Origin of the sequence: Microbacterium mitrae (assembly GCF_008017445.1) — a bacterium.
Lineage (GTDB): Bacteria > Actinomycetota > Actinomycetes > Actinomycetales > Microbacteriaceae > Microbacterium > Microbacterium mitrae.
In genome coordinates, this window is record NZ_VRSW01000001.1 from 401,665 (window position 1) to 424,015 (window position 22,351).

Here is a 22,351-nt window from a genome sequence, read left to right on the forward strand (position 1 = left end):
TGCCCATTCCGACCCACGATGGGTTCATTATCCGCGCCCTTCCGGAACATTGGCGAGCACATATCCCCCATCGACGGCGAGGAGGGCCCCCTCCAGCATCAAAAGCCCGACGGTTGCCTGCACCTCGTCGCGCGGCTGCCCCGTGCGACGAGCCAGTTCGTCGATGTCGCGAGCAGCCCGCACGCTGAGAGCATCAATGAGGCGGTTGGTTGCGCTTCCGGCGTCACCATCAGCGCCGCGTTCGGGTGTTGCAGCCTCGTCAAGCCATCCGGCAAGCTCGCGTATTTCTTCGGGAGTTGTCACGCAGGCCGCGTCGAATTCGCGCATCAGTCGGTGACACCCCATCGAAGCGGGCGACGTAATCGGCCCGGGGACCGCACCCAACGGTCGCCCCAGGGACGCGGCGTGCCCCGCGGTGTTGAGCGAACCACTGCGCCATCCGGCTTCCACGACAACCGTCGCATCTGTCATCGCCGCAATCACGCGGTTCCGACTCAAGAATCGCCACCGCGACGGTGCAACCCCGAGCGGCAACTCGCTCGCCACAACGCCAGCGCGGGCAATTTGCGCCAGCAAGTGTGCGTGGCCGGCCGGGTACGGGCGGTCAACGCCACCCGCCATCACCGCAATCGTGACTCCGCCAGCGCCGAGCGCGGCGCGGTGTGCGGCGCCATCGATGCCGTAGGCACCACCCGATACGACGGACGCTCCGCCGCGGGCCAGCGCGTCCGCAAACTCGCCCGCGACGTGCTCGCCGTACCCGGTGGCCGCTCGCGCACCCACGAGAGCGACCGACTGTGCACTCGATAGCAGCGTCGCGTCGCCTCGCACCCACAACAGCAATGGAGCGTGCACCCCCAGGTCATCGACCGCGTCGGGCCACTCATCATCGCCCGGAATCACGAGCCGCGCGTCAGCACGCCGCGCACGTTCTCGCTGGTCATGGCCGTCGAGCACACCGAGCCGCGGCGCCCACCTCGCCGTTGCTGCTGTCCAGGTGCGCTGAGGCACGTCGGGCGGGTGCGTGCCGGTGCGAATAATGTCGACGGCTTTCGGCGCCCCATACGTGGTCACCAACGCGCCAATGTCGGCGTCGCCCGGTTCTGCCAAGAGACTCAGGATGACACGTGCCGCCGCATCTTGTCGTCGTTCGTCGTTCATACTGCCATTCCCTGTTTCAGTAACAGTGCGCGCCCCACGTGGGTGGCGCTGAGTTTATCGGTGCCGTCGAGGTCGGCGAGTGTCCACGCCAGTCGCATCGACCGGTCGTAGCCGCGGAGCGTGATCTGTCCGCGTTCCAGCGCTCGATCGAGCGCATCGCGTGCGCCGGCAACGACCGGCTCGCGCCGCAGAAACGCGCCGGAGACCTCGGCGTTCACACGCCACGGCGTTTCGCGCAGTCGGTGCGCCGCGCGTTCCCTCGCCGCCGCGACGCGATCTCGGGCTTTCGCTGTCGTCACGGTAGAAGCGAGCGTCGTTGACGTCACGCGCCGCATCGGCAACTCGATATCGATGCGGTCTCGCACGGGGCCCGAGAGTCGCGACTGATAGCGGCGAATCGCGGGCGACGGACACGTGCACTCAGCTCCTCGAACGCCGTAGTTTCCACACGGGCAGGGGTTCATTGCCACCACCAGCTGACACCGCGCGGGGAACGTGGCGACGGCGCCCGCACGGTGAATCGTGATGCTCCCCGACTCCAGCGGCTGACGCAGCCCATCGAGCACGGCCGACGGAAATTCGGCGGCTTCATCAAGAAACAGCACCCCGTGCGCGGCGCGAGCAATCGCTCCTGGGCGAATAATTCCGCTCCCTCCGCCGATCAGCGCCACGACGCTCGCGGTGTGATGCGGGGCCTCGAACGGAACCACGCTCGGCAGCGCCATCAGTGGGGCTCCGGCGAGCGAGCGGATACAGGCGACATCGATGGCCTGCTCATGCGTGAGATCCGGCAGGATCCCCGGCAGCCGGGAGGCCAACATCGTCTTTCCGGCCCCTGGTGGCCCGCTCATGACAACGTGGTGCGCACCAGCGGCCGCAACGATGAGCGACTCCACGGCGTCGCGTTGGCCGACCACATCTTTCAAATCGCCCGGCAGCGGATCGGCAACAACCGTGCTCGACGATGTGATTGGTTCCAACTCGTGTTCTTCACATTCCACCCCGTGTGCCCGCGCAACATCGCTGAGGGCCACCGCGCCAATCACCTCGATGCCGGGCACCAAGAGTGCCTCGTCACGATTCGCGAACGGCACGACCACGCGATCGAAGCCCGCGTCACGCGCCGCAATCACGCACGGAAGCACACCGGGCACCGGCCGCAACCGGCCGTCAAGGCCTAACTCGCCAATGTGAACGGTGCGGTGCAACGACTCGAGCGAAATCTTGTGCTCGGTAGCGATTGCGGCCATCGCAATCGCCACATCAAAACCGGAACCCCGTTTGGGGAGTGCCGCCGGCGACAGATTGACCGTGATGCGCCGCCGCGGCAATGGCAGCTGCGCGTTGAAACAGGCGTTGCTCACACGACGCACGGCCTCGCCCAGCGCCTTGTCTGCCAGCCCAATGAGATCGAACGCCGGAGTCTGCGACGATAAATCGGCCTCAACCTCAACGAGCGCCCCGGTGATACCGTTCAACGCAATCGCCCACGTGCGTACGACGCTCATCGCACGTCCTCCAGATGAGCGATGTCGAAGCCGTGATCGTCATCGCCCGTGATACCGATGATGTCGAGGCGCACGGCACGACCGCGCGCGATCTCGGCGTGCGCGCGGCTCCACTCCCGCGCCAGACGCCAAAGCCGCGAAATCTTACGCGGATCGACGGCCTCCAGCGGGTCGCCAAACGCCATGCTGCGTCTGGTCTTCACCTCAACGACAACCACGAGGTCGTCGTTGAGCGTTACGACATCCAGCTCCCCCTCGGCGCACCGCCAATTGCGGCTCTGCACCACGTGGTTCCGCTTGGTGAGGTATTCGACGGCGAGCTGTTCGCCACGTCTGCCCAGATCATCTTTCGCTGCCATCCCCCGACTCTGCGGTACCCAGGCACGCAAAAACCCCGCGAATCAGCCGCGGTGGACAACACGCGAAAAATCGCGCGTTGTTAGGGAACGAGGATCACTTCTCACCGTCGAGGGCGAGGTCGTCAGGAATCTGAATGTCGTGGCGCGACAGTTCTTCGATATTGACGTCTTTAAACGTCAGCACGCGCACCGACTTTACGAACCGATCGGCGCGGTAAATGTCCCACACCCAGACATCGGTCATCGTGATTTCGAAGTAGAAATCGTTGGCTGAGTCGCGGCGCACCACGTCAACGGCGTTCGCGAGATAGAAGCGACGCTCGGTCTCGATGACGTACTGAAACTGACCGACAACGTCGCGGTACTCGCGGTACAGCGCGAGCTCTAGTTCGCGGTCAAAGTCGTCAAAAGCATCCTCATCCATGGTTCATCCATCCTATGCCGCAACAACAGATAAGGGCGAAACGACGTTGAGCTTCACAACGAGGCTCAGAAGTCCACCGTGACCGCAGTCGGCTGGCGAAGTGCTTGCACGATGGGGCACGTGGCTTCCGCTTCGAGAATGAAGTCGGCTCGCTCCTGATCTGACATTGCCGACGATTCCAGATCGACGTGGATACGAATATTGTGCGGCGGCGGTGGCGTGTTCGTCTCGATGCCGAAGAAGCGCGCATCATTGTTGTCTGCGGTGACGCGCACCTCAACGCGATCAAGACTGAGACCACGCCAGGCCGCAAGACACAGCATCGTGTGCGTCAGACATGTCGAAATCACGCCGAGCAGGTACTCGGGCGAGGTCGGACCCAAGTCCCATCCCCCGATGTCGGCTCCGCCATCACCGACGAAGTGGAAGTCGCGAATCGTGAGTTTTCGCACGCCGGTGTTGTCATCAGCAACGCAGACAGCTTCGATGCTCTCATCCCAGTCAGCCGCGGCGGGTCGTGCCGTCGCGGCCGCGTGCATCGCGGCGCCCTTTTGCACGAGGTGATTCGCAAGCGTGCGCGATTCGAGCGTCATATCGTCATCTTCCTGTGAGTCGATCATTGGCCAGCATGAGTGCGCCACTGAGGGCCGCGTCATGCCCAAATGCGGAGACCGCGATGGTGGGCGCATACGGTAACGCGCCGACGAGCCGCTCGGACAGCGGAACCATGAGAGCGTCGCCTGCGCGCACCATACCGCCACCCAGCACGATGCGAGCGGGGTCGATAGTGAGAGCCGCGGTCACGAGATGGCGCGCTATTTCGTCGATCGCTGACATCCACAGCGTCGCGGCTTCGCTGTTCGTTGCCGACAACGCCACCAGCGATTCGACGTCGTTGATGCCGAGACCGGACTCACGAATACGCCGTGTGAGTCCGCCGCCGCCAGCAAACTCTTCCAGTGGTGCTCCCTTCCCCGAGAAGTCGAGGACGGTTCCGACGACGCCGTATCCGATCTCGCCGGCGGCGCCGTGTGCACCGCGCACGATCGCCCCAGCCACAATCGGCGCGATGGCGATGCCGGTCCCCAGATTCACGTAGAGGCCGGCATCGACGCCACGCAGTTCGCCCTCACGTACCTCCGCGAGCGCAGCGGCCTTGACATCGTTCTCCACAACGATCTCTCGTGCGCCCAGCCCGTCTCGCAATCGATTCGTCAGCGAAAGGTCACTCCAGCCAACGACATTCGGCGCCAGGTCAACGCGCTCGTCATGGACGATTCCGGGGGTACTGATCCCGGCCGCTGCGACGTTGTGGCCGAGTTCAACGGCCGCCGCGAGGGTACGGTCGATGACGCTGTGCGCGTCCTCCCCGACACCGATCTTGAGTCGCTGGTCTCTGGTGGTTCCGTCTTGATGCATCACCCGCAGCGCCACTTTGGTGCCGCCGAAGTCGATTCCGAGGATGCTCTCCTCGGGGGTCTGCACTGCCGTTATCCTTCGGTCTGGCGAAGCGCCGCGGTTTCGGTGAGCAGGCGCGCATCGACACTCGACAAATGTTGGTGCGTGGCGTCCAGCCAGGCGGCGAACTCTGCTGCGGTCGCGACACGTGCCGCGGCCATGCGCGCAACCTCGCTCGGTGCGGCACCGCCTTTCGATGTCCGTACGGCGACAAAGTTGTCCGCGTTGAGGGCACGGGCGAGTTGCTCTGCCGACAGCGAGACATCGTGTCCGACGACATCCCGGGCAATAGCGTGCACCTGTTCACCGGTGAGCGTGCGAATGTCGGTGACACCGGCAACATCGGCCTCGCGGACGAGCCGCGACACGATGGCGTGAGCCTGGTGGAACGTGAGTCCGCCATCGCGCACCAGCGTGTCAGCGAGCTCAGTAGCGTTCGCGAACGATGCCAGCGCACGCTCGCGCATCACGTCCGTGTTGACCTGAATGGTTCCGTAGACCCCCGACAACAGCTCCAACACGTTGGTGAGGATTTCGACGGAGCGCCAAATGTGAGGCTGCAGGTCGTCTTCAGTGTCAACGATGTCACCAAAGGGCGTGTTGTGCATCATCGTCAGCACCGTCTGGGCGCTCGCGGCCGCCGCAGACAACAGCGAACGTGAGTGTTCGATCGACACCGGGTTGCGCTTTTGCGGCATGATCGACGAGATCTGCACGTAGGGGGCAGCAACGCGGTACAGACCGAACTCTGCGGTGCACCAGTTCAAGAAGTCAACACAGCTACGACCAGTGTCGACGGCCATGAGCTGCAGCGTGATTGCCGAGTGCGCGATGTAGTCGGTGGCCGCCACAGCGTCGTACGAGTTTTCCACGAGGCCACGGAAGCCCAAGAGCTCGGCCATGTGCTCGCGGTTGATCGGGAATCCCGTTCCGGTGAGGGCAGCGCCACCCATCGGCGAGTAGTCGAGGCTTGCGTATGCCTGCTGTACGCGGCGAATGTCACGGCCCAGCACGTCCGCGATCGCGAGAAAACGGTGACCGAGGATCGACGGCTGTGCGGGCTGCGTGTGGGTGTGCTCAAGCGTCAGGGTCTCCGCATGCTCGGCCCCCATTCGCACCAACGTCTCGTACAGGTTGCCCGCTGCCTTCAGCACTCGCAGGAGCTGCTCGCGCATGACCATGCGGTACAGCGTCATGCCCATGTCGTTGCGGCTGCGCGCCGTGTGCAGGCTGCCGGTGACTTCGCCACCGATCTGCATCATTTGGTGTTCGACGGTGAAGAAGAGGTCTTCGAACTCCCCCGTGTACTCGCTTGATGCCAGCGCGTCGAGATTGAGTTCGTCGATCGACTGCGCAATGACCGCGGCGTCGGACGCTGACAGAATTCCGGCCGTGCGCAGCATGATCAGGTGTGCACGGTGGATGCGCATCATCGACGGCAACAGCATGCGCTTGGCTTCATCGTAGGCGGGGCGCAAAACGGCCGTGGTGTAGCTTTCGCCAGGAAACGAGTCGCCGTCGCGGGCGATGATCTCGTCGCGATTCATGATTGTCCTTCTGCTTTACATGGTTGGCGTGATGGTGTCGCTTTTGGACTCCATCCGCTTGGTAATAATGAGAACGATGAGCACCAGGATGACCTGGATCATGCCATAGACCGATCCGGTACCGATGTTGCCCTGGTAGTTCGCGTTGTTGACCGCAATCGACAGCGGAATCCAATCGGGTGTGTAGATGAGTACCGATGCCACGAACTCGCCGACACCATCGACGAATGCGAGGAGCGCACCGGCCATGATGCCGCGTGAAATCAGCGGGAGAACGACCTTGCGAAACGCGTACCACCACGAGGCGCCGAGGCTGCGGGCCGCGTCTTCCAAGTTCGGGTCAAGCTGTGAGAGTGACGCAAACGTTGATCGGAAAATCAGCGGGTTGAAGCGTACGAAGTATGCGAGCGGCAGGATTGCGAAGGTGCCAACGAGTACTTGGCCAGCCGCAAAGGGCGATGGGCTTGCGAATGCCGTGATGAGGTTGATGGCCACCACTGTTCCCGGCAACGCCCACGGCAGCATGATCGCAATGTCGAGAGCGAGCTTGCCGCGAAACTGCATGCGACTCATCACATACGCGGCACCCGCGCCAAGCAGCACCGCACCACCGACCGCGAGCACGCTCATTATCAGCGAGTTTGTCACGGGCCGCCAGAAATCAAAGCCGCCTGTGAAGAGCTGCGCCCACCACTCCAGCGTGTAGCCCGTGGGGAACACCGACTGCAGCCAGCCGCCCTTCGCGGTGATCGACAGCACGAAAATCATCAGAATCGGAAGCACGAGGAAAATTGTCGTTGGCACGGCGATCAAGAACAGCACAACCTTCGCGGGTGTGCTCGTGACTGTCGAGCGCCGTTTTCCGCCGCCCTTCGATTGCGTGCGGTACACCTTGCGCTGTTCGTACGACCGAATAATCGCGAGGAAAACGATGGAGATGATCGCGAGGGTCGTCGAGATGATCGACGCCAGTCGCATATCGCCGTTTGTCTTCGCGATCACGATCTGTTGGGTCATGACATCGGTGTACTGGAACAACAGTGGCGCGGTATACGACGACATCGCCGACATAAACGTGATGAGGGAGCCTGCTACGAGCGCGGGCGTCAGTAGCGGCAGCGTGACGCGCGTCCATACACGGAACCGCCCAGCACCCATCGACTCTGCTGCTTCTTCCAACGATGCATCTGCATTCGCGAGCGCCGCAGACACGGTCAGGTAGAAGTACGGGTACATCGTCATCGCATGAACAACGAGAACTCCCGCGAGACCCTCGAGCCAGAAGTCCTTCTGGTCAAGGGCGAACCATTCCTGCATGGCGTACGGGATACGTCCGCCGACGCCAAACAGCAACTTGAACGACCACACGCCCATGAGCGGTGGCAACGCGATCGGCAGCAATGCAAGCACCTGGCACACGCGCCGCCCCGGGAACTCCCACCGCGTCAGCAGAATCGCAACGGCCGTGCCCAGCACACCGGCCACGATCACCGAGAGGATCGAGAGGACAATGGAACCACCGATGGCAGAAGACTGCGTCGGGTTGGCAAAGAAGTCGCCCCAGGCTTTGAATGAGAAGCCAAGAATCACGGCTTTGTCTTGCGAGACCGAGCGACGTGCCGTCGCAATCATCGGGCCGATGACGTACCCAATGAGCACGATCGCTAGAAGGGCGAGCGTGAAGACTGTCGACCAGCGCCGACGAATCCATGAGGGTCGCTTCGGTGGCCCGGCCACGCGGGTGGCGTTAGTGAGCGAATGCTCTGCTGTTGCGGTCGTCATTGTCGCTCCGCGGGAACGCAATAGACGGCCGCCTCGGGCAACGCGATACGCATCGTGTCGCCGCGCTGCGGGCGGGTGTGCGATCCGGTCAGGTCAACCTTGACACGCCCGAGCGCGGTATCGAGCTCGCACGACAGCGAATAGCCCACGAAGTCAACGTCGGCGACAATCCCAGACAACACGTTGACATCGCTGTCGCCAGCCACAGTCACGGCTTCCGCGCGCACGGTGGCAACAACGTGAGATCCGACCTCGAACGTCACGTCGGAAGCGGCGTTCTGAGAGAACGCGTGGAGTACGGAACCATCGGCAAGCGTCAGCTGCACGCGGGTTCCGTCGTGGGATCGCACCGTCGCATCGAGCAGGTTGTTTCGCCCGAGGAAGCCGGCAACGAACGCGGTCGCAGGACGTGCATACACCTCGTCGGGTGTGCCGACCTGATGCACGACGGCGGTGTTCATGACCGCGATACGTGTCGACATCGCAAGCGCTTCTGCCTGGTCGTGCGTCACATAGACCGAGGTGATGCCGGTCTCTTCGTGAAGGTCACGCAGCGCGCCACGCATTTCGAGGCGAAGCTTCGCGTCGAGGTTCGACATCGGTTCGTCCAACAGCAGAAGCTGCGGCCGAAAGACGAGCGCCCGGGCGAGCGCAACACGCTGCTGCTGCCCGCCCGAGAGCTCATCGACGCGGGCGTGCGCGCGATCTGCGAGCCCGACCTGCGCGAGAACGTCAGTAATTCGACGTGCGGCCTCTGTGCCCTTCACTTTTCGTACGTCCAGGCCGAATGCCACGTTCTTGCTCACACTCATGTGAGGAAACAGGGCGTAGTTCTGGAAGACGAGTCCCACGTCGCGCTTGTTGGGTGGCGAGAACGTCACGTCCAGATCATCGAAGTGAATGGTTCCGTCATTCGGTTCTTCAAAGCCCGCGATCATGCGTAGCGTTGTTGATTTTCCGCAGCCGGATGGCCCCAGCAGAGTGAAAAACTCGCCGTCTTCAATGTCCAGATTGATGCCGTTCACGACCGTTCCGCTGCGCGAATACGTTTTCGTGAGGTTGTGAAGGGTCACAGAGACCATGTCGGAATTAGCCCTTGTCCTTGATGTTGTCTACCCAGTACGTCATCCACTCGTCCTGGTGCTCGGCGAAGACAGCCCAGTCGATCTTGGCTTCGTTGAGCTTGAAGTCCTTCATCCACTCCGGCTGGCTGTCTGCCGCGATCTCCATGGCGGGGATCTGGTAGTAGTCGGTAGCAAGCTTGGCCTGCATGCCCTCTTCCATCAGGAAGTCCATGAACGCCTGCGCAGCAACTTCCTGCTTGTCGTTCTCGATGATGCCAACGCCGTCAACGAGCACCGGTGCGCCCGACTTCGGCATGATGTAGCCCCACGGACGGTTGTTCTTCAGCGGCTGGATCAGGGCGTCCTGCATGTTCCACACGGTGACCGAACCGGTGCCCTGGTCAAGCTGCGTGTACATGTCGTCCGGGTTAGCGGCGTACGAAACGGTGTTCGCGTCGATCTTCTTCAGGAGTTCGTAGCCGGCATCCGGGCTGCCGTCTGCGGCAAATGCGCTGTACACGATCGATGCGTAGATCGTGCGCATCGTGCCGGACGGCATAACGTCACGAATGACGATCTGGTCCTTCCACTTCTCATCGCCCAACTCCGACCAGTCCTGCGGTGCCGTCTCGGCGGTCAGGATGTTCGAGTTGTAGATGATGACCTCAGGCAGCAGCATCTCGGCGATCCACTTGTTGCCCGGGTCTTTGTACTGAGCCGGAACCGCGTCACCGTTTGCGGGGACGTACTCGGCCAGCAGGCCCTCCTTCGCGGCCTGCTCGAACTGTTGCTGGGTGCCGCCCCAGAGGAATCCGGCCTGCGGGTTCGATGCCTCAGCGCGCATACGGTCCAGGTTGTCCTGGGCGCCAGCGATGACCGTCGTCACCTTGCCTGCGTACTCCGGGTGCGCCTTCTCGAACTCAGATACGACCCACGCGACCTCGTCCTTGTCACGGCCCGTGTAGATCGTCAGGCTCTCCGACGGCGTCTGCGTGGCCTCAGCCGAAGGCTCGCTCGTCGGCTTCTGCGTAGCGGGAGGTGCTTCTACGTCTCCGGCGCATCCTGCGAGGAGGAGCGTGGAGGCTGCTGCAATGGCCACACCGGCGAGCAACCGGGGGCGGAACGTGCTTGACTGCATAATCTTCCTTGATTTCTCATTCATGATGGGTTGGTGCGGCTAGGCCGCGGGAACTCGGGCTGTGTCGTGTCTCGTCATATGCCTCCGGCGAGAACGGTGTTCCAGCATCGTGCTCGCGCGGCGTCGAGCACGGCATCGGGATTCAGGGTGGCCGGTTGAAGCACCGGCACAAATGGCAAGCGCCGCGTCAGCACGCTGCGGATCTCCTCGCATTCGGCGTCGGCGAAATCACGAGCTTCTCCGCCGAGAATGACGACGGACGGGTCAAGCATGGCGGTTGCTAGGCTGATCGACGTCGCGAAGCCCGCGAGCAGCTCCGCGCGGATACTCTGCGCCGCTTCGTCGCCGTCTTCGGCAAGCGCGAGAAGAGTTGGAACCACGGGCCCAGAAACGTCATGGCCGGCGTCCCGTAGACGCGCGGCAAGTGCGGTCGAGGCGAAACGCTCTTCAAACGTGCGTGCTTCTGCAGCTGGCGCGTCTATACGTGAGAGCGAAAACAGTCCCAGCTCACCCGCTGCGCCGTGACGCCCTCGCACGAGGCGGCCAGCCGCGATAAAGCCGGCACCGATGCCGCGCTTACCGAGATATAGATAAAGCGCGTCTGAACGCAACGAGGCATCGAGCGTCGGCCGTTCGGCAGCCATCATCAGGTTCACGTCGTTGTCGATCGTGACAGCGACGCCGGTGCGCTCATGCAACATGTCGTAGAGCGCGACCGGGGCCGTCCACCCGAGGTTGGGAGCCGCACTCACCGCGCCGGTATCAGCGTCGACGATGCCAGCGATTCCCACCCCAATACCGAGGAGGCGGGGCGTGAGGTGGGCCAGTTCGCCAATGGAGTCCACGATGTGTTGCGGTGTCATCCCGCCTTCGGGCGCATCGGTGCGGATCTCGCGCAGGATGTTGTCGTGCAGGTCAAAGCTGCGTGCATGAATACCGTCCGCCGTGCAATTGACCGCAATCAAGGTGCCGTAATGTTTCGTGACTTCCAGTTGCACTGCCGGTCGACCCGCTGACGGCAGCTGAGTGCCGGTCTCGTAGATCACGCCATCGTCGATTAGGCCGCGCACAATGCGGGTGATGAGCGACGAGCTCACGTCAAACCGCTCAACCAGGGCGGTACGGCTCATTCGCCTAGCGTGCAATGCACCGATGACGGCGGCACGCTGGTTGCGGCGATCGGCAAGGGCAATGGATGGCCTCGTCACGGCGACGGCGCTCCGGTATCGAGCGCCGTCTCATACCCCGGTGATGTGCGGTGTCCGCCCTTGACGCGGATGAACCATTCGCGGGGTTGAATCCGCATGCCACGTCCGCTCGCGAGCACCCAGTAGGCGCCCTCCACGGTGAGTTGGGTCTTGTGTGCGGTGAGTGCCTGGGTCTTCTGTGCCAGGTAGTCCGAAACATCGAACTCGACATCAATCTCATCGTCCGGGTGCACGCCGTCGGGGTACTCGCCGGGATCTGGGTCGACCCAGAGTCCCAGGTCGTCTGCACGAGTGGCGAGCTCGGTGAGTTCAGCAACAATCAGGTCGCGCGGCACGGCTGTCCAATAGACGAGCGGTACGTCCCACGGCTCGCCCGGAGCCCGGCTCGTGGCGTCTGCGGCCGCCGCCAGCCCATTCATGGTCACGCGGTGCGTCTGAATGTGATCGGGGTGCCCATATCCCCCGTTGGCGTCATAGGTGATGACGATGTGCGGCCGCGTTTCGCGGACAATGGCTCCCATCAGATTGGCCGCCTCGATCGGGTCAGCCGACCAAAAGGCATCGGGTCGGTTATTGGCTGGGATACCCATGCGTCCGGAGTCACGGTAGTGACCGGAACCACCGAGGTAGCGATGGTCAGTGACGCCCAGCGCCTGCATCGCGAGGCTCAGCTCGCGCGCTCGCTCCGGCCCCAGTGCGTCGTCGTTATCGACGTGCAGGTGTTGAAGTTCGGTGAGCGCGATCTTCCCCTGCTCGCCCTGCGTGCAGGTGACAACGGTGACAGCCGCGCCTTCGGCAACGAGTCGGGCGATGGTTCCGCCCGTTGCACAGCTCTCGTCATCAGGGTGGGCGTGGGCCAGCAAGACGCGAAGTGGCTCATCTCTGCGTGCCGTTGCCATGCCTTACCTCACTGTCAGTAGCCGATGTGGACCCTTGACTTTGATTCTGGCAGAAATTAAGTACTTACAGTACGACAAAAAATAAGCATCTGATCAGGCATCTATAGATCACAGCCCAAGGGGTGGGATGCTGCAAGAGCCGAAACGCCAGCGGTATACAAGCCGGCGAGCGGAACCACGAATGGCTCAGAACAGCGTGTTGCCTTCAAATGCCCACGAGGCACGGTGGTGTGGGGTGATGCCGAACTCGACGATCGCGGCGCGGTGCTCGGCACTGCCGTAGCCCTTGTTGCGCTCCCACTGATACGCGGGCGCTTGGGCGTGAACTTCCACCATGTAGTCGTCGCGGGCCACCTTAGCGAGCACGGAGGCGGCGGCAGCCGACGCACAATCGCGGTCACCTTTGATGACGGGGATGACCGTCATCCCCCACCCGCCAGCGGGCTGAATGTAGTCGTAATTGCCGTCCAGCAGCACAACGCCGTCACGCGGATCAACGCCGGCTTCAGCCGCCACGGTTTCGATCGCGCGGAGTGCGGCCGTACCCAGCGCCCGCATAATGCCGGTCTGGTCAACCTCAAGAGCGCTCGCCCAGCCGAGGCCCGAACCGCTCACCCAATCGCGCGCACGATCGGCAACGTCATGACGCTTCGCCTCAGCGATGAGCTTCGAGTCGCGCAGGCCCTCGGGAATAGCGCTGCCCAAGTGCGACGCGTAGACGATCGAGGCACCCACGACGACGGGCCCGGCGATCGCACCGCGGCCGACTTCATCGCACGCGATGATGAACGGATATTGCTCGAGCAGCGTCGCTTCGCGCTCTAGCGTGGGAACGGCAGGGCTCACTGGTCGGCCGGATCTGGCACGCCGATGAATGCCGAGTCGCTGGAGCCCAATCCGCCGAAGCGGTCGAACGGCCACGTGCGCAAGAATGCGCGTCCGACGACCTCAGACAGAGGCACAAAGCCCTGCCCGGGCTCATCGATGTGGAAGCGAGAGTCTTGTGAGTTGTTCCGATTGTCGCCCAGTACCCACAGCGAGCCTTCCGGAACCACAACGTCGTACTCGTATTCAGGACGATCGGGGCCGGGCGTGAGCTGTACGTACTCCGACTCATCGAGGGGCACGCCGTTGACCGACGTCTGGCCGAGCTCGTTGCAGCACACCACATGGTCGCCGGGCAAGCCAATGACGCGCTTGATGAGGTGCTCGGACGAGTCTGGTGCAGAAAGGCCCACGAGGGACAGCACCCAGTCCACACCCTCAGCGATGGGTCCACGGTCGGGCTTCGGCACGGAAACCCCCTGAAGCCACCCGCCCGGGTCACGGAACACCACGATGTCGCCGCGGTCGTAGCCGGTAAAGCGCGGGGTCAGTTCGTCAACGAGAATGCGGTCTTGCACCTGCAGCGTGTTTTCCATCGACCCCGACGGAATATAGAACGAGCGCACCACAAACGTCTTGACCAAGAACGACACCAGAAGTGCCACCAGAATGATGACGATCAGGTCGCGGAAAAAGACACCCCAGCCGCCCTTGCGCTTCGCGTTATTGCGGTGGCGGCGAGCATCGCGTCGCGACATGTGCGCGTCGGCGTACTCGCTTGTCATGGTGTCCTATCGGGGGTGGGGGCTGCCGAAAACAGACCGTATGTCACAGCCTGGCACATCTCGCCTGGGAATAAGAGAACCCCGCGGAATCTTCCGCAGGGTTCTCTTGAAGAGGCGCTTACTTGTCGCGCTTCTCCTTGATCTTTGCCTTCTTGCCGCGCAGTTCGCGCAGGTAGTACAGCTTGGCGCGACGAACGTCACCGCGGGTAACAACCTCGATGCGCTCGATTACCGGGGAGTGCACCGGGAAGGTACGCTCCACGCCAACCTGGAAGCTGATCTTGCGGACGCAGAACGTCTCGCGAACGCCGTCACCCGAGCGGCCAATAACGACACCCTGGAAGACCTGAACGCGCGAGCGCGAGCCTTCCGTGATGTTGACGTGAACCTTTACGGTGTCACCGGGGAAGAACTCGGGAATGTCCGAGCGGAGCGATGCCGCATCAACGGCGTCAAGGATCTGCATGATAGATCGCATTCTGCAGTCGCGTCAGGTCTTCTGCATAAAGGGGTTTTCATAGAACATTCGCGCACCTTGCGGTCGGATACTCCCCTGAGGCAGAGCACCTGCGTGGGCACGTCGAAACGTGCATGGTCACGGCACAGCTATCTATTCTGCCACGTCGTGCCTGGTGACGCGAAATCAGGACTCGTGCTTCTCCGTCACGATGAAGATGTCGGCGGAACCAGTGGCTTGCGTATGCGGGCGCGTGGACGGGCGTGCGCTCGGGAAGACACCCTCAACGGGCGTTTCGTAGCGGGATCCGGTCCCCTCTTGCCAGAGCTGCCACATGCATGAAACCAGCACGCCGATGCCGGCGATGATCGCGAGCGTCAGGAACAGCGGGAACCACTCGGAATACAGTCCGACCAGAATCGTGAGCACATGCCAGGTACCGAATGTTGCAACGTCAAGCGCCGATACGGCCCGGTTGCGTCTCACCGAGGGGCGCGAACGAACCAGCAGCGTGAAGATGAGCTGCCCGACGAAGACCGACGGCATCGCCAAGAACAGCAGCCACAAGATGGCCCACGCGTTCGCCTGGAACACCATGTACCCCACGAGCAACCACAGCGGCAATAGGAAAGCCGCCGGAACTAGCCACCGATAAAACGCTCTCCGAAGTGCCATATCGCGATGGTACGCCGAATTTCAGTGCGAAAGGTGTGAGTGATACCGAAGCGTCACCGAGTCCGCATTTCCACGAGAGAATGGAACCATGATCGAATTGCGCACGCCAGCTGAAATTGAGCAGATGCGCCCCGCGGGGCGTTTCGTGGCCGAGGTTCTCGCGACCCTCCGTGACGAGACGAAGGTGGGTACCAACCTTCTCAGCATCGACAAGCGCGCACACGACATGATTCGCAAGGCCGGAGCCGAGTCCTGCTACATCGACTATCACCCGTCGTTTGGCGCGAGCCCGTTCGGCAAGGTGATTTGTACCTCGATCAACGACGCCGTGCTGCACGGCCTCCCCCACGATTACGTGCTGCGTGACGGCGACCTGGTCAGCCTCGACTTTGCCGTTTCCGTCGACGGCTGGGTGGCAGACTCCGCCATCTCGTTCATCGTCGGCACCCCGCGTGAAGAAGACCTCCAGCTCATTGACACGACGCAGCGCGCCCTCGCCGCCGCAATCGAGGCATCGCAGACCACCAACCGCATCGGCGACATTTCAGCCGCCGTCGGCGCCGTCGCTCATGCCGAGGGCCTCACCATCAACACCGACTTTGGCGGTCACGGCGTCGGGCGCACCATGCACGGCGACCCGCACGTACCAAACGAGGGCAAAGCCGGCCGCGGCTACCCGTTGCGCGCCGGGCTCGTGCTGGCCCTGGAGCCGTGGTTCCTGCAGACCACCAACGAGATTTACACCGACCAGGATGGCTGGACTCTCCGCTCGGCCGACGGCTCCCGCGGCGCGCACTGCGAGCACACGGTGGCCATGACCGACGACGGCCCCATCGTGCTCACGGACCGTTCGTTCCTGGGCGTCGATTAAGCCAGTCGACTAAGCAATAGAGAAGCGGAACCATGCGCTGGCAACAGCTGCATGGTTCCGCTTTGTCGTACTACCGCACGAGTGTTAGTCGCCGAGCAGGTCAGGGCGACGCTCGCGCGTTCGCTGCACCTGCTGCTCGTGACGCCACGTCGCGATGGCGCCGTGGTTGCCGCTGAGCAGGATGGGCGGAACCTCCCGGTCGCGCCACACGGAGGGCTTGGTGTACGACGGGTACTCAAGCAGACCGTCTTCGTGGGACTCTTCGACGAGGCTGTCTGGGTTGCCGACGACACCGGGAATGAGCCGGCCGATCGCCTCAATCATGGCCATCGAGGCGACTTCGCCGCCGTTAAGCACGTAGTCCCCCAGGCTCATGAGGCGAACGGTGCCGAGCTCGGCAGCATAGGCAAAAACCCGCTCATCAATGCCCTCGTAGCGACCGCACCCGAATACGAGATGCTCGTCGGTCGCGAGCTCGCGCGCCTTGGCTTGCGTGAAGACTTCACCCGCGGGGGAAGGAAAGATAAAGGTGGGGCGCACCGTCGAGTCGGCGACGATCGCGTCAAGTGCCTCGCCCCATGGTTCCGGCTTCATCACCATGCCCGCACCTCCGCCGTAGGGGGTGTCATCGACCGTGCGGTGGCGGTCATACGTCCACTCCCGCAGATCGTGAACGCGCACATCGATGATGCCGGCGGCACGAGCCTTGCCGAGCAACGAGACGTCAAGAACGTCGAAGAACGACGGGAAGATCGAAACGACGTCGATCCGCATGTTACGCCTCGGTGGCGTGCTCGGCGGAGTCGTCGCGAGCAACCTCGGGCTGCGCGTCGTCGTCAGACTCTTCAAACAGGCCGGTAGGCGGCGTTACTGTTACCCGACCTTCGGCGAGGTTGACCTCGGGCACGATGGCAGAGACAAACGGAACCATGACCTCGCGGTCATCGACCTTGACGATGAGAAGGTCCTGCGCGGGCATGTGCTCGAGACGGGCGACGCGACCGATGACGGCACCATCGCGCACGACGTCGAGCCCGACAAGCTGGTGGTCGTACCATGCGTCGTCTTCTTGCTCGTCGACGGAGTCGTCCATCCACAAGATCGCGCGGACCAATTCGTCAGCAGCGTTGCGGTCATCGACTCCCTCAAGGAAGACGACGGCATGGGAGTTCATCCAACGGAACTCCCGCACGGTGACGGTCTTGCCGTGCCACGGCGAAGACTCCGGCACCTGAAGTGTGAAGACAGCCCCTGGCACAAAACGGCCATCGGGGTTGTCGGTGTACAGCTCCAGCTTGAAGGCGCCCTTGAGGCCATGAGCCTTGACAAGGCGGCCGACGCGAAGCTGGTTTTTCTGGCCCTGATCAGACATCAGTCGTCTGCAACGTCGACGCGAACGCGACGGTTGTCGGCCAGCGCGGAAATAAGCGTCCGCAGCGCTTTCGCGGTGCGACCGCCGCGCCCGATGACGCGTCCACGATCGTCGGGGTGCACATGCACTTCGAGGAGATCTCCTCGTGACGACGTTGAGGCGTTAATACGCACCTCGTCGGGGTGATCAACGATCCCCTTGACGATGTGCTCGAGCGCGGCGGACAACACGACGATTACTCGGCTTCTACTGCGGCCTCGGGGGCCTCTACAGCGTCAGCGTCAGCAGCGGGAGCTTCCTCAGCGGGAGCTTCAGCCTTCTTCTCAGCCTTGGGCTTGATGACCGACTTCTTCGCGGCCGGAGCCTCGAAAGCCGTCTTCTCGCCAGCAACCTGAACGGTCGACTTGGCGTTCTTGTCGCCCTTGAACTTGCCCCAGTCGCCCGTAAGCTTCAGGAGCACGAGGACCTGCTCGGTCGGCTGAGCGCCAACAGACAGCCAGTACTGTGCACGCTCCGAGTCAACCTCGATGAACGAAGGCTGCTCGGTCGGGTGGTACTTGCCGATTTCTTCGATGACGCGGCCATCGCGCTTGGTGCGCGAGTCAGCGACAACGATGCGGTAGTAAGGCGCACGGATCTTGCCCATGCGCTTGAGACGAATCTTGACAGACACGATTCTCCAGAGATGTGTTTGAGGAAGACGAACTGATCGCCCGGAGCGTGGGGTGCACACCCGGCGGAAGCTCTATGGTGGATCGCGCGCTGGATAGAGGGTCGAGCGGTTGATCCAAGGTTCTATTCTGCCAGACTCCAGCAGCAGTTTCGACCAACGGCACGCTCAGCGCCCCGGTTGTCGACCGATCTGCAGAATCTGTGCAGATTAGTTTTTGCCGAGAAGCTTTTGAATCTCGGCAAGATCTGCTTCAGACGGCGCCTTATTGCCGCCCAAACCGAAGCCAGAGCCCGTGGGCTGCGACGTCTGAGCAAGGCCAGCAGCCTCCGCAGCACGCTTAGCCGGGTTGCCAGAACGCGGGGCAGCCTTCTTGGCACCCTTCTTGCCACGCTTGGCAGAAGCGCCGGGGCGCGCACCGGGAACCGGGCCCATGCCGGGGATGTTGGGCACGCCACCGCGGGCGACCGTCTTCATCATCTTGGCGGCCTGCTCAAAGCGTTGCACCAGGGCGTTGACATCCGTAACGGTCACGCCAGAACCACGCGCGATGCGCAGACGACGGGAACCATTGAGAAGCTTGGGCGTGCGGCGCTCGGCGGGCGTCATGGAGCGGATGATGGCTTCGGTGCGGTCGATCTCACGCTCGTCGAAGTCTTCAAGCTGCTGCTTCATGTTTCCCATGCCGGGAAGCATTCCCAGCATCTTCTTCATGGAGCCCATCTTCTTGAACTGCTGCATCTGCTCAAGGAAGTCTTCGAGCGTGAACTGCTCGTTGGCGAGCTTCTCAGCAACCTTGAGGGCCTCGGCCTCATCAAAGTTCTGCTGCGCCTGCTCGATCAGGGTGAGAATGTCACCGAGGTCGAGGATGCGGCTCGCCATGCGATCCGGGTGGAATGCTTCGAGATCGTCGAGGCCTTCACCGGTCGAGGCAAAGATGATCGGTCGGCCGGTGACACTGGCCACCGAAAGCGCCGCACCACCGCGGGCATCACCGTCAAGCTTTGACAGCACGACGCCGGTGAAATCGACGCCCTCCTGGAAGGCCTTTGCGGTGTTGACGGCGTCTTGACCGATCATCGAGTCGATAACGAAGAGCACTTCGTCGGGCTGTACGGCGGCGCGAATGTCAGCGGCCTGCTTCATCAGCTCGGCGTCAACACCGAGGCGTCCCGCGGTGTCTACGATGACGATGTCGTGCTGGTGACGCTTGGCAAACTCAATGCCGTCGCGCGAAACCCGCACCGGGTCACCAACGCCGTTGCCTGGTTCCGGAGCAAAAATCGTGGCGCCGGCGCGCTCGGCGACCACCGTCAGCTGGCCGACGGCGTTTGGGCGCTGCAAGTCGGCGGCAACGAGCAACGGCGTGTGGCCGTCCTTCGCCAGCATCTTGGCAAGCTTTCCGGCGAACGTCGTCTTACCCGAACCCTGGAGACCGGCGAGCATGATGACCGTCGGCGGAGTCTTGGCGAATTCGAGACGGCGCTGTTCGCCACCGAGAATAGCGATGAGCTCTTCGTTGACGATCTGCACGACCTGTTGCGCCGGGTTCAGGGCGCGGTTGACCTCGTCACCGAGGGCACGCTCACGCACCTTGGCGGCGAATTCCTTCACCACCTCGAGCGCGACGTCGGCGTCAAGCAGGGCGCGACGAATTTCGCGAACGGTTCCGTCAACATCGGCGGGCGACAGCTTGCCCTTGGTGCGGAGGTTGCGGAAAGTCTCGGTGAGACGCTCAGATAGCGTGCCAAATGTAGCCATGATGCTCCGAGTTTACGCGAGATCGCGGCACTGCCGCTGACACACGCGAGCGCTCGCTATGCGCCGAGTGCTTCAACGATGTCGACGGCCTCGGTGAGGCGATCGCCCAGCTGCGCCCGACCGGAACCATCGAGCGCCCAGCGCCGCGTCGCAGCGAGCATTCCGGCCGCGTACGACGCGCCAAGAATCGCTGAGTAGAGCTCGGTGTTTTCGGCCCGCAGGAGGCGCGAGGAAAACGCTGCCGCGATACGAGCGGTGCGTAGCGACCCCTCGCGTTCCAAATCTTCTTCTGCGCTCATTGCGGCGGCGTTCGACATCACGAGCGCGAGGGCGTCGGGGGCGAATCCGTCGGCAAAACTCGCAATCGCTTCTCGAATGTCGGCGCGGGCACCGGCGCCCGCGGTCATCGACAGCTCAGAAACGAGCCGCTCCGCACGCTCATCAAACCCCGACCAAATCACGTCACTCTTGGCGGCGAAGTAGTTGAAGAAGCTGCTGCGACTCACGCCAGCGCGTGCCGTGATATCACTCACGCTGGTCGCGTCGTACCCCTTCTCGAGAAACAGCTCACACGCGGCCTCCGACAGCGTTTCGCGTGACGACGCCTTCGGACGCCCCTGCCTGCTCGTCGGTTCCATGTCACCAGCGTATTGCTCGCGGCGACGTACCGGCACGCGGCATCCGCGATCGCGGCGTGCGCGAGGCCCCGCAAAACGACGTGTAGGCTTCAATCGGAGTTGTTATACCGAGTCTAACAATGAGGAGATATGCGCGTTCAGCATGCGGGGTTCGCCCCCGACTACGTCGAATACACCGAAGGATGGGAGCTTCAGCGGCGCACACACGCCGACGTTGTCGCAGGCGCCGCTCCCAACACCCTGCTGCTGCTTGAGCACGCCAGCGTCTACACCGCGGGCAAGCGAACGGAACCATCGGAGCGGCCCGATGACGGCTCCCCCGTTATCGACGTTGATCGCGGCGGCAAGATCACCTGGCACGGCCCGGGGCAGCTCGTTGGCTACCCGATTCTGCGCCTCGATGATCCGGTGGACGTCGTGGCTTACGTGCGACGCCTTGAGGCGATGATGATCGACGCTCTGGAGGTTGTGGGGGTGCGCGGAACCACGGTGCCCGGCCGTAGCGGCGTGTGGCTGACCGATGGCGATCGCGAAGACAAGATCGCCGCCATCGGCGTGCGCGTCGAACGGGGCGTCACGATGCACGGCTTTGCCATCAACGTCTCCAACTCTCTCGATGGCTTCAACCGCATTGTTCCGTGCGGGATTCTCGATGCCGGCGTCACCACGATCGCTCGCGAAGTCGACTCCGACCTCACCCCCCAAACCTTCGCCGACACCATCACCCGCGCCTTCGAGCGCGAGTTCTCAGGAGTACTTGCATGACCACCTCCGCACCCGAGGGCCGCAAGCTCCTGCGCCTCGAAGTTCGTAACGCCGAGACTCCGATCGAACGCAAGCCCGACTGGATCAAGACCCGCGCCCGCACCGGCCCCGAGTACCTCTCGCTCCGCGCGCTCGTCAAAGACGAGAACCTCCACACGGTGTGTCAGGAGGCCGGATGCCCCAACATTTACGAGTGCTGGGAAGACCGTGAGGCGACCTTCTTGATCGGCGGTGCCGAATGCACGCGGCGATGTGACTTCTGCCAGATCGCGACCGGAAAGCCCGCGGCGTACGACACCGATGAGCCGCGTCGCGTCGCGGAAAGCGTGGTGCGGATGCAGCTGCGCTACGCGACCGTCACGGGTGTTGCCCGCGACGATCTGCCCGATGAGGGTGCGTGGCTTCACGCTGAAACCGTGCGCCAAATTCACGCCATGAATCCGGGCACCGGCGTGGAAATTCTCGCGACCGACTTTTCGGGAAACCCCGATCTGCTCGCCGAAGTCTTTGCCTCACGCCCCGAGGTCTTCGCGCACAATGTGGAGACGGTTCCGCGAGTTTTCAAACGTATTCGCCCCGCGTTTCGTTACGAGCGCTCGTTGGGCGTGCTAACCATGGCGCGAGACGCGGGTCTGATCACCAAGTCAAACCTGATTCTGGGTATGGGAGAAACCGACGAAGAGATTGTGCAGGCGATGCACGACCTGCACGAAGCGGGATGCGACATTCTCACGCTGACGCAGTATCTGCGCCCCTCCCCTCGCCACCTGCCGATTGACCGCTGGGTCAAGCCGGAACAGTTCATCGCGCTGCGCGAAGAAGCCGAGCGGATTGGGTTTCTGGGGGTTCTTGCCGGGCCGCTGGTGCGCTCGTCGTACCGCGCGGGGCGGTTGTGGGCCCGCTCTATGGCGTCAAAGGGCCGCGAGATTCCCGAGAACCTGCGCCATCTCGCCGAGAAGGACGAGTTCGCGCAGGCGGTCTAGC

General features: G+C 62.9%; 25 protein-coding genes. 3 read left to right on the forward strand and 22 right to left on the reverse strand.

What is annotated here, in order from left to right; translation table 11 throughout:
- Positions 1 to 27: 27 nt before the first annotated feature.
- From dprA to FVP60_RS01970, 16 genes are all read right to left on the reverse strand, one after another.
- Positions 28 to 1,161, reverse strand: a complete 1,134-nt coding sequence (dprA, locus tag FVP60_RS01895; protein ID WP_147824574.1) for a DNA-processing protein DprA — start codon at positions 1,159 to 1,161, stop codon at positions 28 to 30.
- Positions 1,158 to 2,669, reverse strand: coding sequence for a YifB family Mg chelatase-like AAA ATPase (locus tag FVP60_RS01900; RefSeq protein ID WP_147824575.1), 1,512 nt, complete (start codon positions 2,667 to 2,669; stop codon positions 1,158 to 1,160). The genes dprA and FVP60_RS01900 overlap by 4 nt, the downstream gene beginning before the upstream one ends.
- Entirely contained in the window at positions 2,666 to 3,028 is a 363-nt protein-coding gene (locus FVP60_RS01905; RefSeq protein WP_147824576.1) for a YraN family protein, read from the reverse strand. The genes FVP60_RS01900 and FVP60_RS01905 overlap by 4 nt, the downstream gene beginning before the upstream one ends.
- A gap of 94 nt (positions 3,029 to 3,122) precedes the next feature.
- Positions 3,123 to 3,452 carry a DUF2469 domain-containing protein gene (locus tag FVP60_RS01910; protein ID WP_147824577.1) on the reverse strand — a complete coding sequence of 110 codons (330 nt, stop codon included), beginning with the start codon at positions 3,450 to 3,452 and terminating at the stop codon, positions 3,123 to 3,125.
- A gap of 65 nt (positions 3,453 to 3,517) precedes the next feature.
- Entirely contained in the window at positions 3,518 to 4,072 is a 555-nt protein-coding gene (locus tag FVP60_RS01915; protein WP_187240529.1) for an OsmC family protein, read from the reverse strand.
- A complete protein-coding gene (locus tag FVP60_RS01920) occupies positions 4,050 to 4,937 on the reverse strand; it encodes an ROK family protein (RefSeq protein ID WP_147824579.1) in 888 nt (295 codons plus the stop codon). The genes FVP60_RS01915 and FVP60_RS01920 overlap by 23 nt, the downstream gene beginning before the upstream one ends.
- A 5-nt stretch (positions 4,938 to 4,942) precedes the next feature.
- A complete protein-coding gene (gene argH, locus FVP60_RS01925; protein ID WP_147824580.1) occupies positions 4,943 to 6,457 on the reverse strand; it encodes an argininosuccinate lyase in 1,515 nt (504 codons plus the stop codon).
- A 15-nt stretch (positions 6,458 to 6,472) separates the two neighbouring features.
- A complete protein-coding gene (locus FVP60_RS01930; protein ID WP_147824581.1) occupies positions 6,473 to 8,239 on the reverse strand; it encodes an ABC transporter permease in 1,767 nt (588 codons plus the stop codon).
- Positions 8,236 to 9,321, reverse strand: coding sequence for an ABC transporter ATP-binding protein (locus tag FVP60_RS01935; protein ID WP_147824582.1), 1,086 nt, complete (start codon positions 9,319 to 9,321; stop codon positions 8,236 to 8,238). Before FVP60_RS01935 ends, FVP60_RS01930 begins: the two co-directional genes overlap by 4 nt.
- Positions 9,322 to 9,328: 7 nt before the next feature.
- Positions 9,329 to 10,465: an extracellular solute-binding protein gene (locus tag FVP60_RS01940; protein WP_147824583.1), complete on the reverse strand. Its 1,137-nt coding sequence runs from the start codon at positions 10,463 to 10,465 to the stop codon at positions 9,329 to 9,331.
- A 50-nt stretch (positions 10,466 to 10,515) separates the two neighbouring features.
- The gene (locus FVP60_RS01945) at positions 10,516 to 11,571 is read right to left on the reverse strand and encodes an ROK family protein (RefSeq protein ID WP_147824584.1); all 1,056 of its coding nucleotides are present in this window, start codon (positions 11,569 to 11,571) and stop codon (positions 10,516 to 10,518) included.
- 74 nt (positions 11,572 to 11,645) lie between these two features.
- On the reverse strand, positions 11,646 to 12,548 hold the full coding sequence (gene mshB, locus FVP60_RS01950) for an N-acetyl-1-D-myo-inositol-2-amino-2-deoxy-alpha-D-glucopyranoside deacetylase (protein ID WP_147824585.1): 903 nt from the start codon (positions 12,546 to 12,548) through the stop codon (positions 11,646 to 11,648).
- Between the two features lie 186 nt (positions 12,549 to 12,734).
- Positions 12,735 to 13,394: a ribonuclease HII gene (locus FVP60_RS01955; RefSeq protein WP_147824586.1), complete on the reverse strand. Its 660-nt coding sequence runs from the start codon at positions 13,392 to 13,394 to the stop codon at positions 12,735 to 12,737.
- Entirely contained in the window at positions 13,391 to 14,131 is a 741-nt protein-coding gene (lepB, locus tag FVP60_RS01960) for a signal peptidase I (protein ID WP_425463447.1), read from the reverse strand. Before lepB ends, FVP60_RS01955 begins: the two co-directional genes overlap by 4 nt.
- Before the next feature lie 145 nt (positions 14,132 to 14,276).
- Positions 14,277 to 14,624: a 50S ribosomal protein L19 gene (gene rplS, locus FVP60_RS01965; protein WP_147824588.1), complete on the reverse strand. Its 348-nt coding sequence runs from the start codon at positions 14,622 to 14,624 to the stop codon at positions 14,277 to 14,279.
- A 177-nt stretch (positions 14,625 to 14,801) separates the two neighbouring features.
- Complete coding sequence (locus tag FVP60_RS01970; RefSeq protein ID WP_147824589.1) at positions 14,802 to 15,290, reverse strand: MFS transporter permease; 489 nt, start codon at positions 15,288 to 15,290, stop codon at positions 14,802 to 14,804.
- Positions 15,291 to 15,378: 88 nt separating this feature from the next.
- Here FVP60_RS01970 and map point away from each other — a divergent pair, with 88 nt between their 5' ends.
- Positions 15,379 to 16,161, forward strand: a complete 783-nt coding sequence (gene map, locus FVP60_RS01975; RefSeq protein WP_147824590.1) for a type I methionyl aminopeptidase — start codon at positions 15,379 to 15,381, stop codon at positions 16,159 to 16,161.
- A gap of 84 nt (positions 16,162 to 16,245) precedes the next feature.
- Here the strand turns inward: map and trmD are convergent, their stop codons facing one another.
- From trmD to FVP60_RS02005, 6 genes are all read right to left on the reverse strand, one after another.
- A complete protein-coding gene (trmD, locus tag FVP60_RS01980) occupies positions 16,246 to 16,935 on the reverse strand; it encodes a tRNA (guanosine(37)-N1)-methyltransferase TrmD (protein WP_147824591.1) in 690 nt (229 codons plus the stop codon).
- A gap of 1 nt (position 16,936) precedes the next feature.
- The gene (rimM, locus tag FVP60_RS01985) at positions 16,937 to 17,533 is read right to left on the reverse strand and encodes a ribosome maturation factor RimM (protein WP_147824592.1); all 597 of its coding nucleotides are present in this window, start codon (positions 17,531 to 17,533) and stop codon (positions 16,937 to 16,939) included.
- Positions 17,533 to 17,763 (reverse strand): RNA-binding protein, encoded by a 231-nt coding sequence (locus FVP60_RS01990; protein WP_147824593.1) that lies wholly within the window; start codon positions 17,761 to 17,763, stop codon positions 17,533 to 17,535. Before FVP60_RS01990 ends, rimM begins: the two co-directional genes overlap by 1 nt.
- A 5-nt stretch (positions 17,764 to 17,768) precedes the next feature.
- Positions 17,769 to 18,206 (reverse strand): 30S ribosomal protein S16, encoded by a 438-nt coding sequence (gene rpsP, locus FVP60_RS01995; protein ID WP_147824594.1) that lies wholly within the window; start codon positions 18,204 to 18,206, stop codon positions 17,769 to 17,771.
- Between the two features lie 207 nt (positions 18,207 to 18,413).
- A complete protein-coding gene (gene ffh, locus FVP60_RS02000) occupies positions 18,414 to 19,964 on the reverse strand; it encodes a signal recognition particle protein (protein ID WP_147824595.1) in 1,551 nt (516 codons plus the stop codon).
- A gap of 56 nt (positions 19,965 to 20,020) precedes the next feature.
- Positions 20,021 to 20,602, reverse strand: coding sequence for a TetR/AcrR family transcriptional regulator (locus FVP60_RS02005; RefSeq protein ID WP_147824596.1), 582 nt, complete (start codon positions 20,600 to 20,602; stop codon positions 20,021 to 20,023).
- Positions 20,603 to 20,731: 129 nt separating this feature from the next.
- On the opposite strand from FVP60_RS02005, the gene lipB reads away from it, so the two are divergent.
- Complete coding sequence (gene lipB, locus FVP60_RS02010; RefSeq protein ID WP_147824597.1) at positions 20,732 to 21,367, forward strand: lipoyl(octanoyl) transferase LipB; 636 nt, start codon at positions 20,732 to 20,734, stop codon at positions 21,365 to 21,367.
- Positions 21,364 to 22,350, forward strand: a complete 987-nt coding sequence (gene lipA, locus FVP60_RS02015; RefSeq protein WP_147824598.1) for a lipoyl synthase — start codon at positions 21,364 to 21,366, stop codon at positions 22,348 to 22,350. The genes lipB and lipA overlap by 4 nt, the downstream gene beginning before the upstream one ends.
- The last annotated feature ends 1 nt before the right edge of the window (position 22,351 follow it).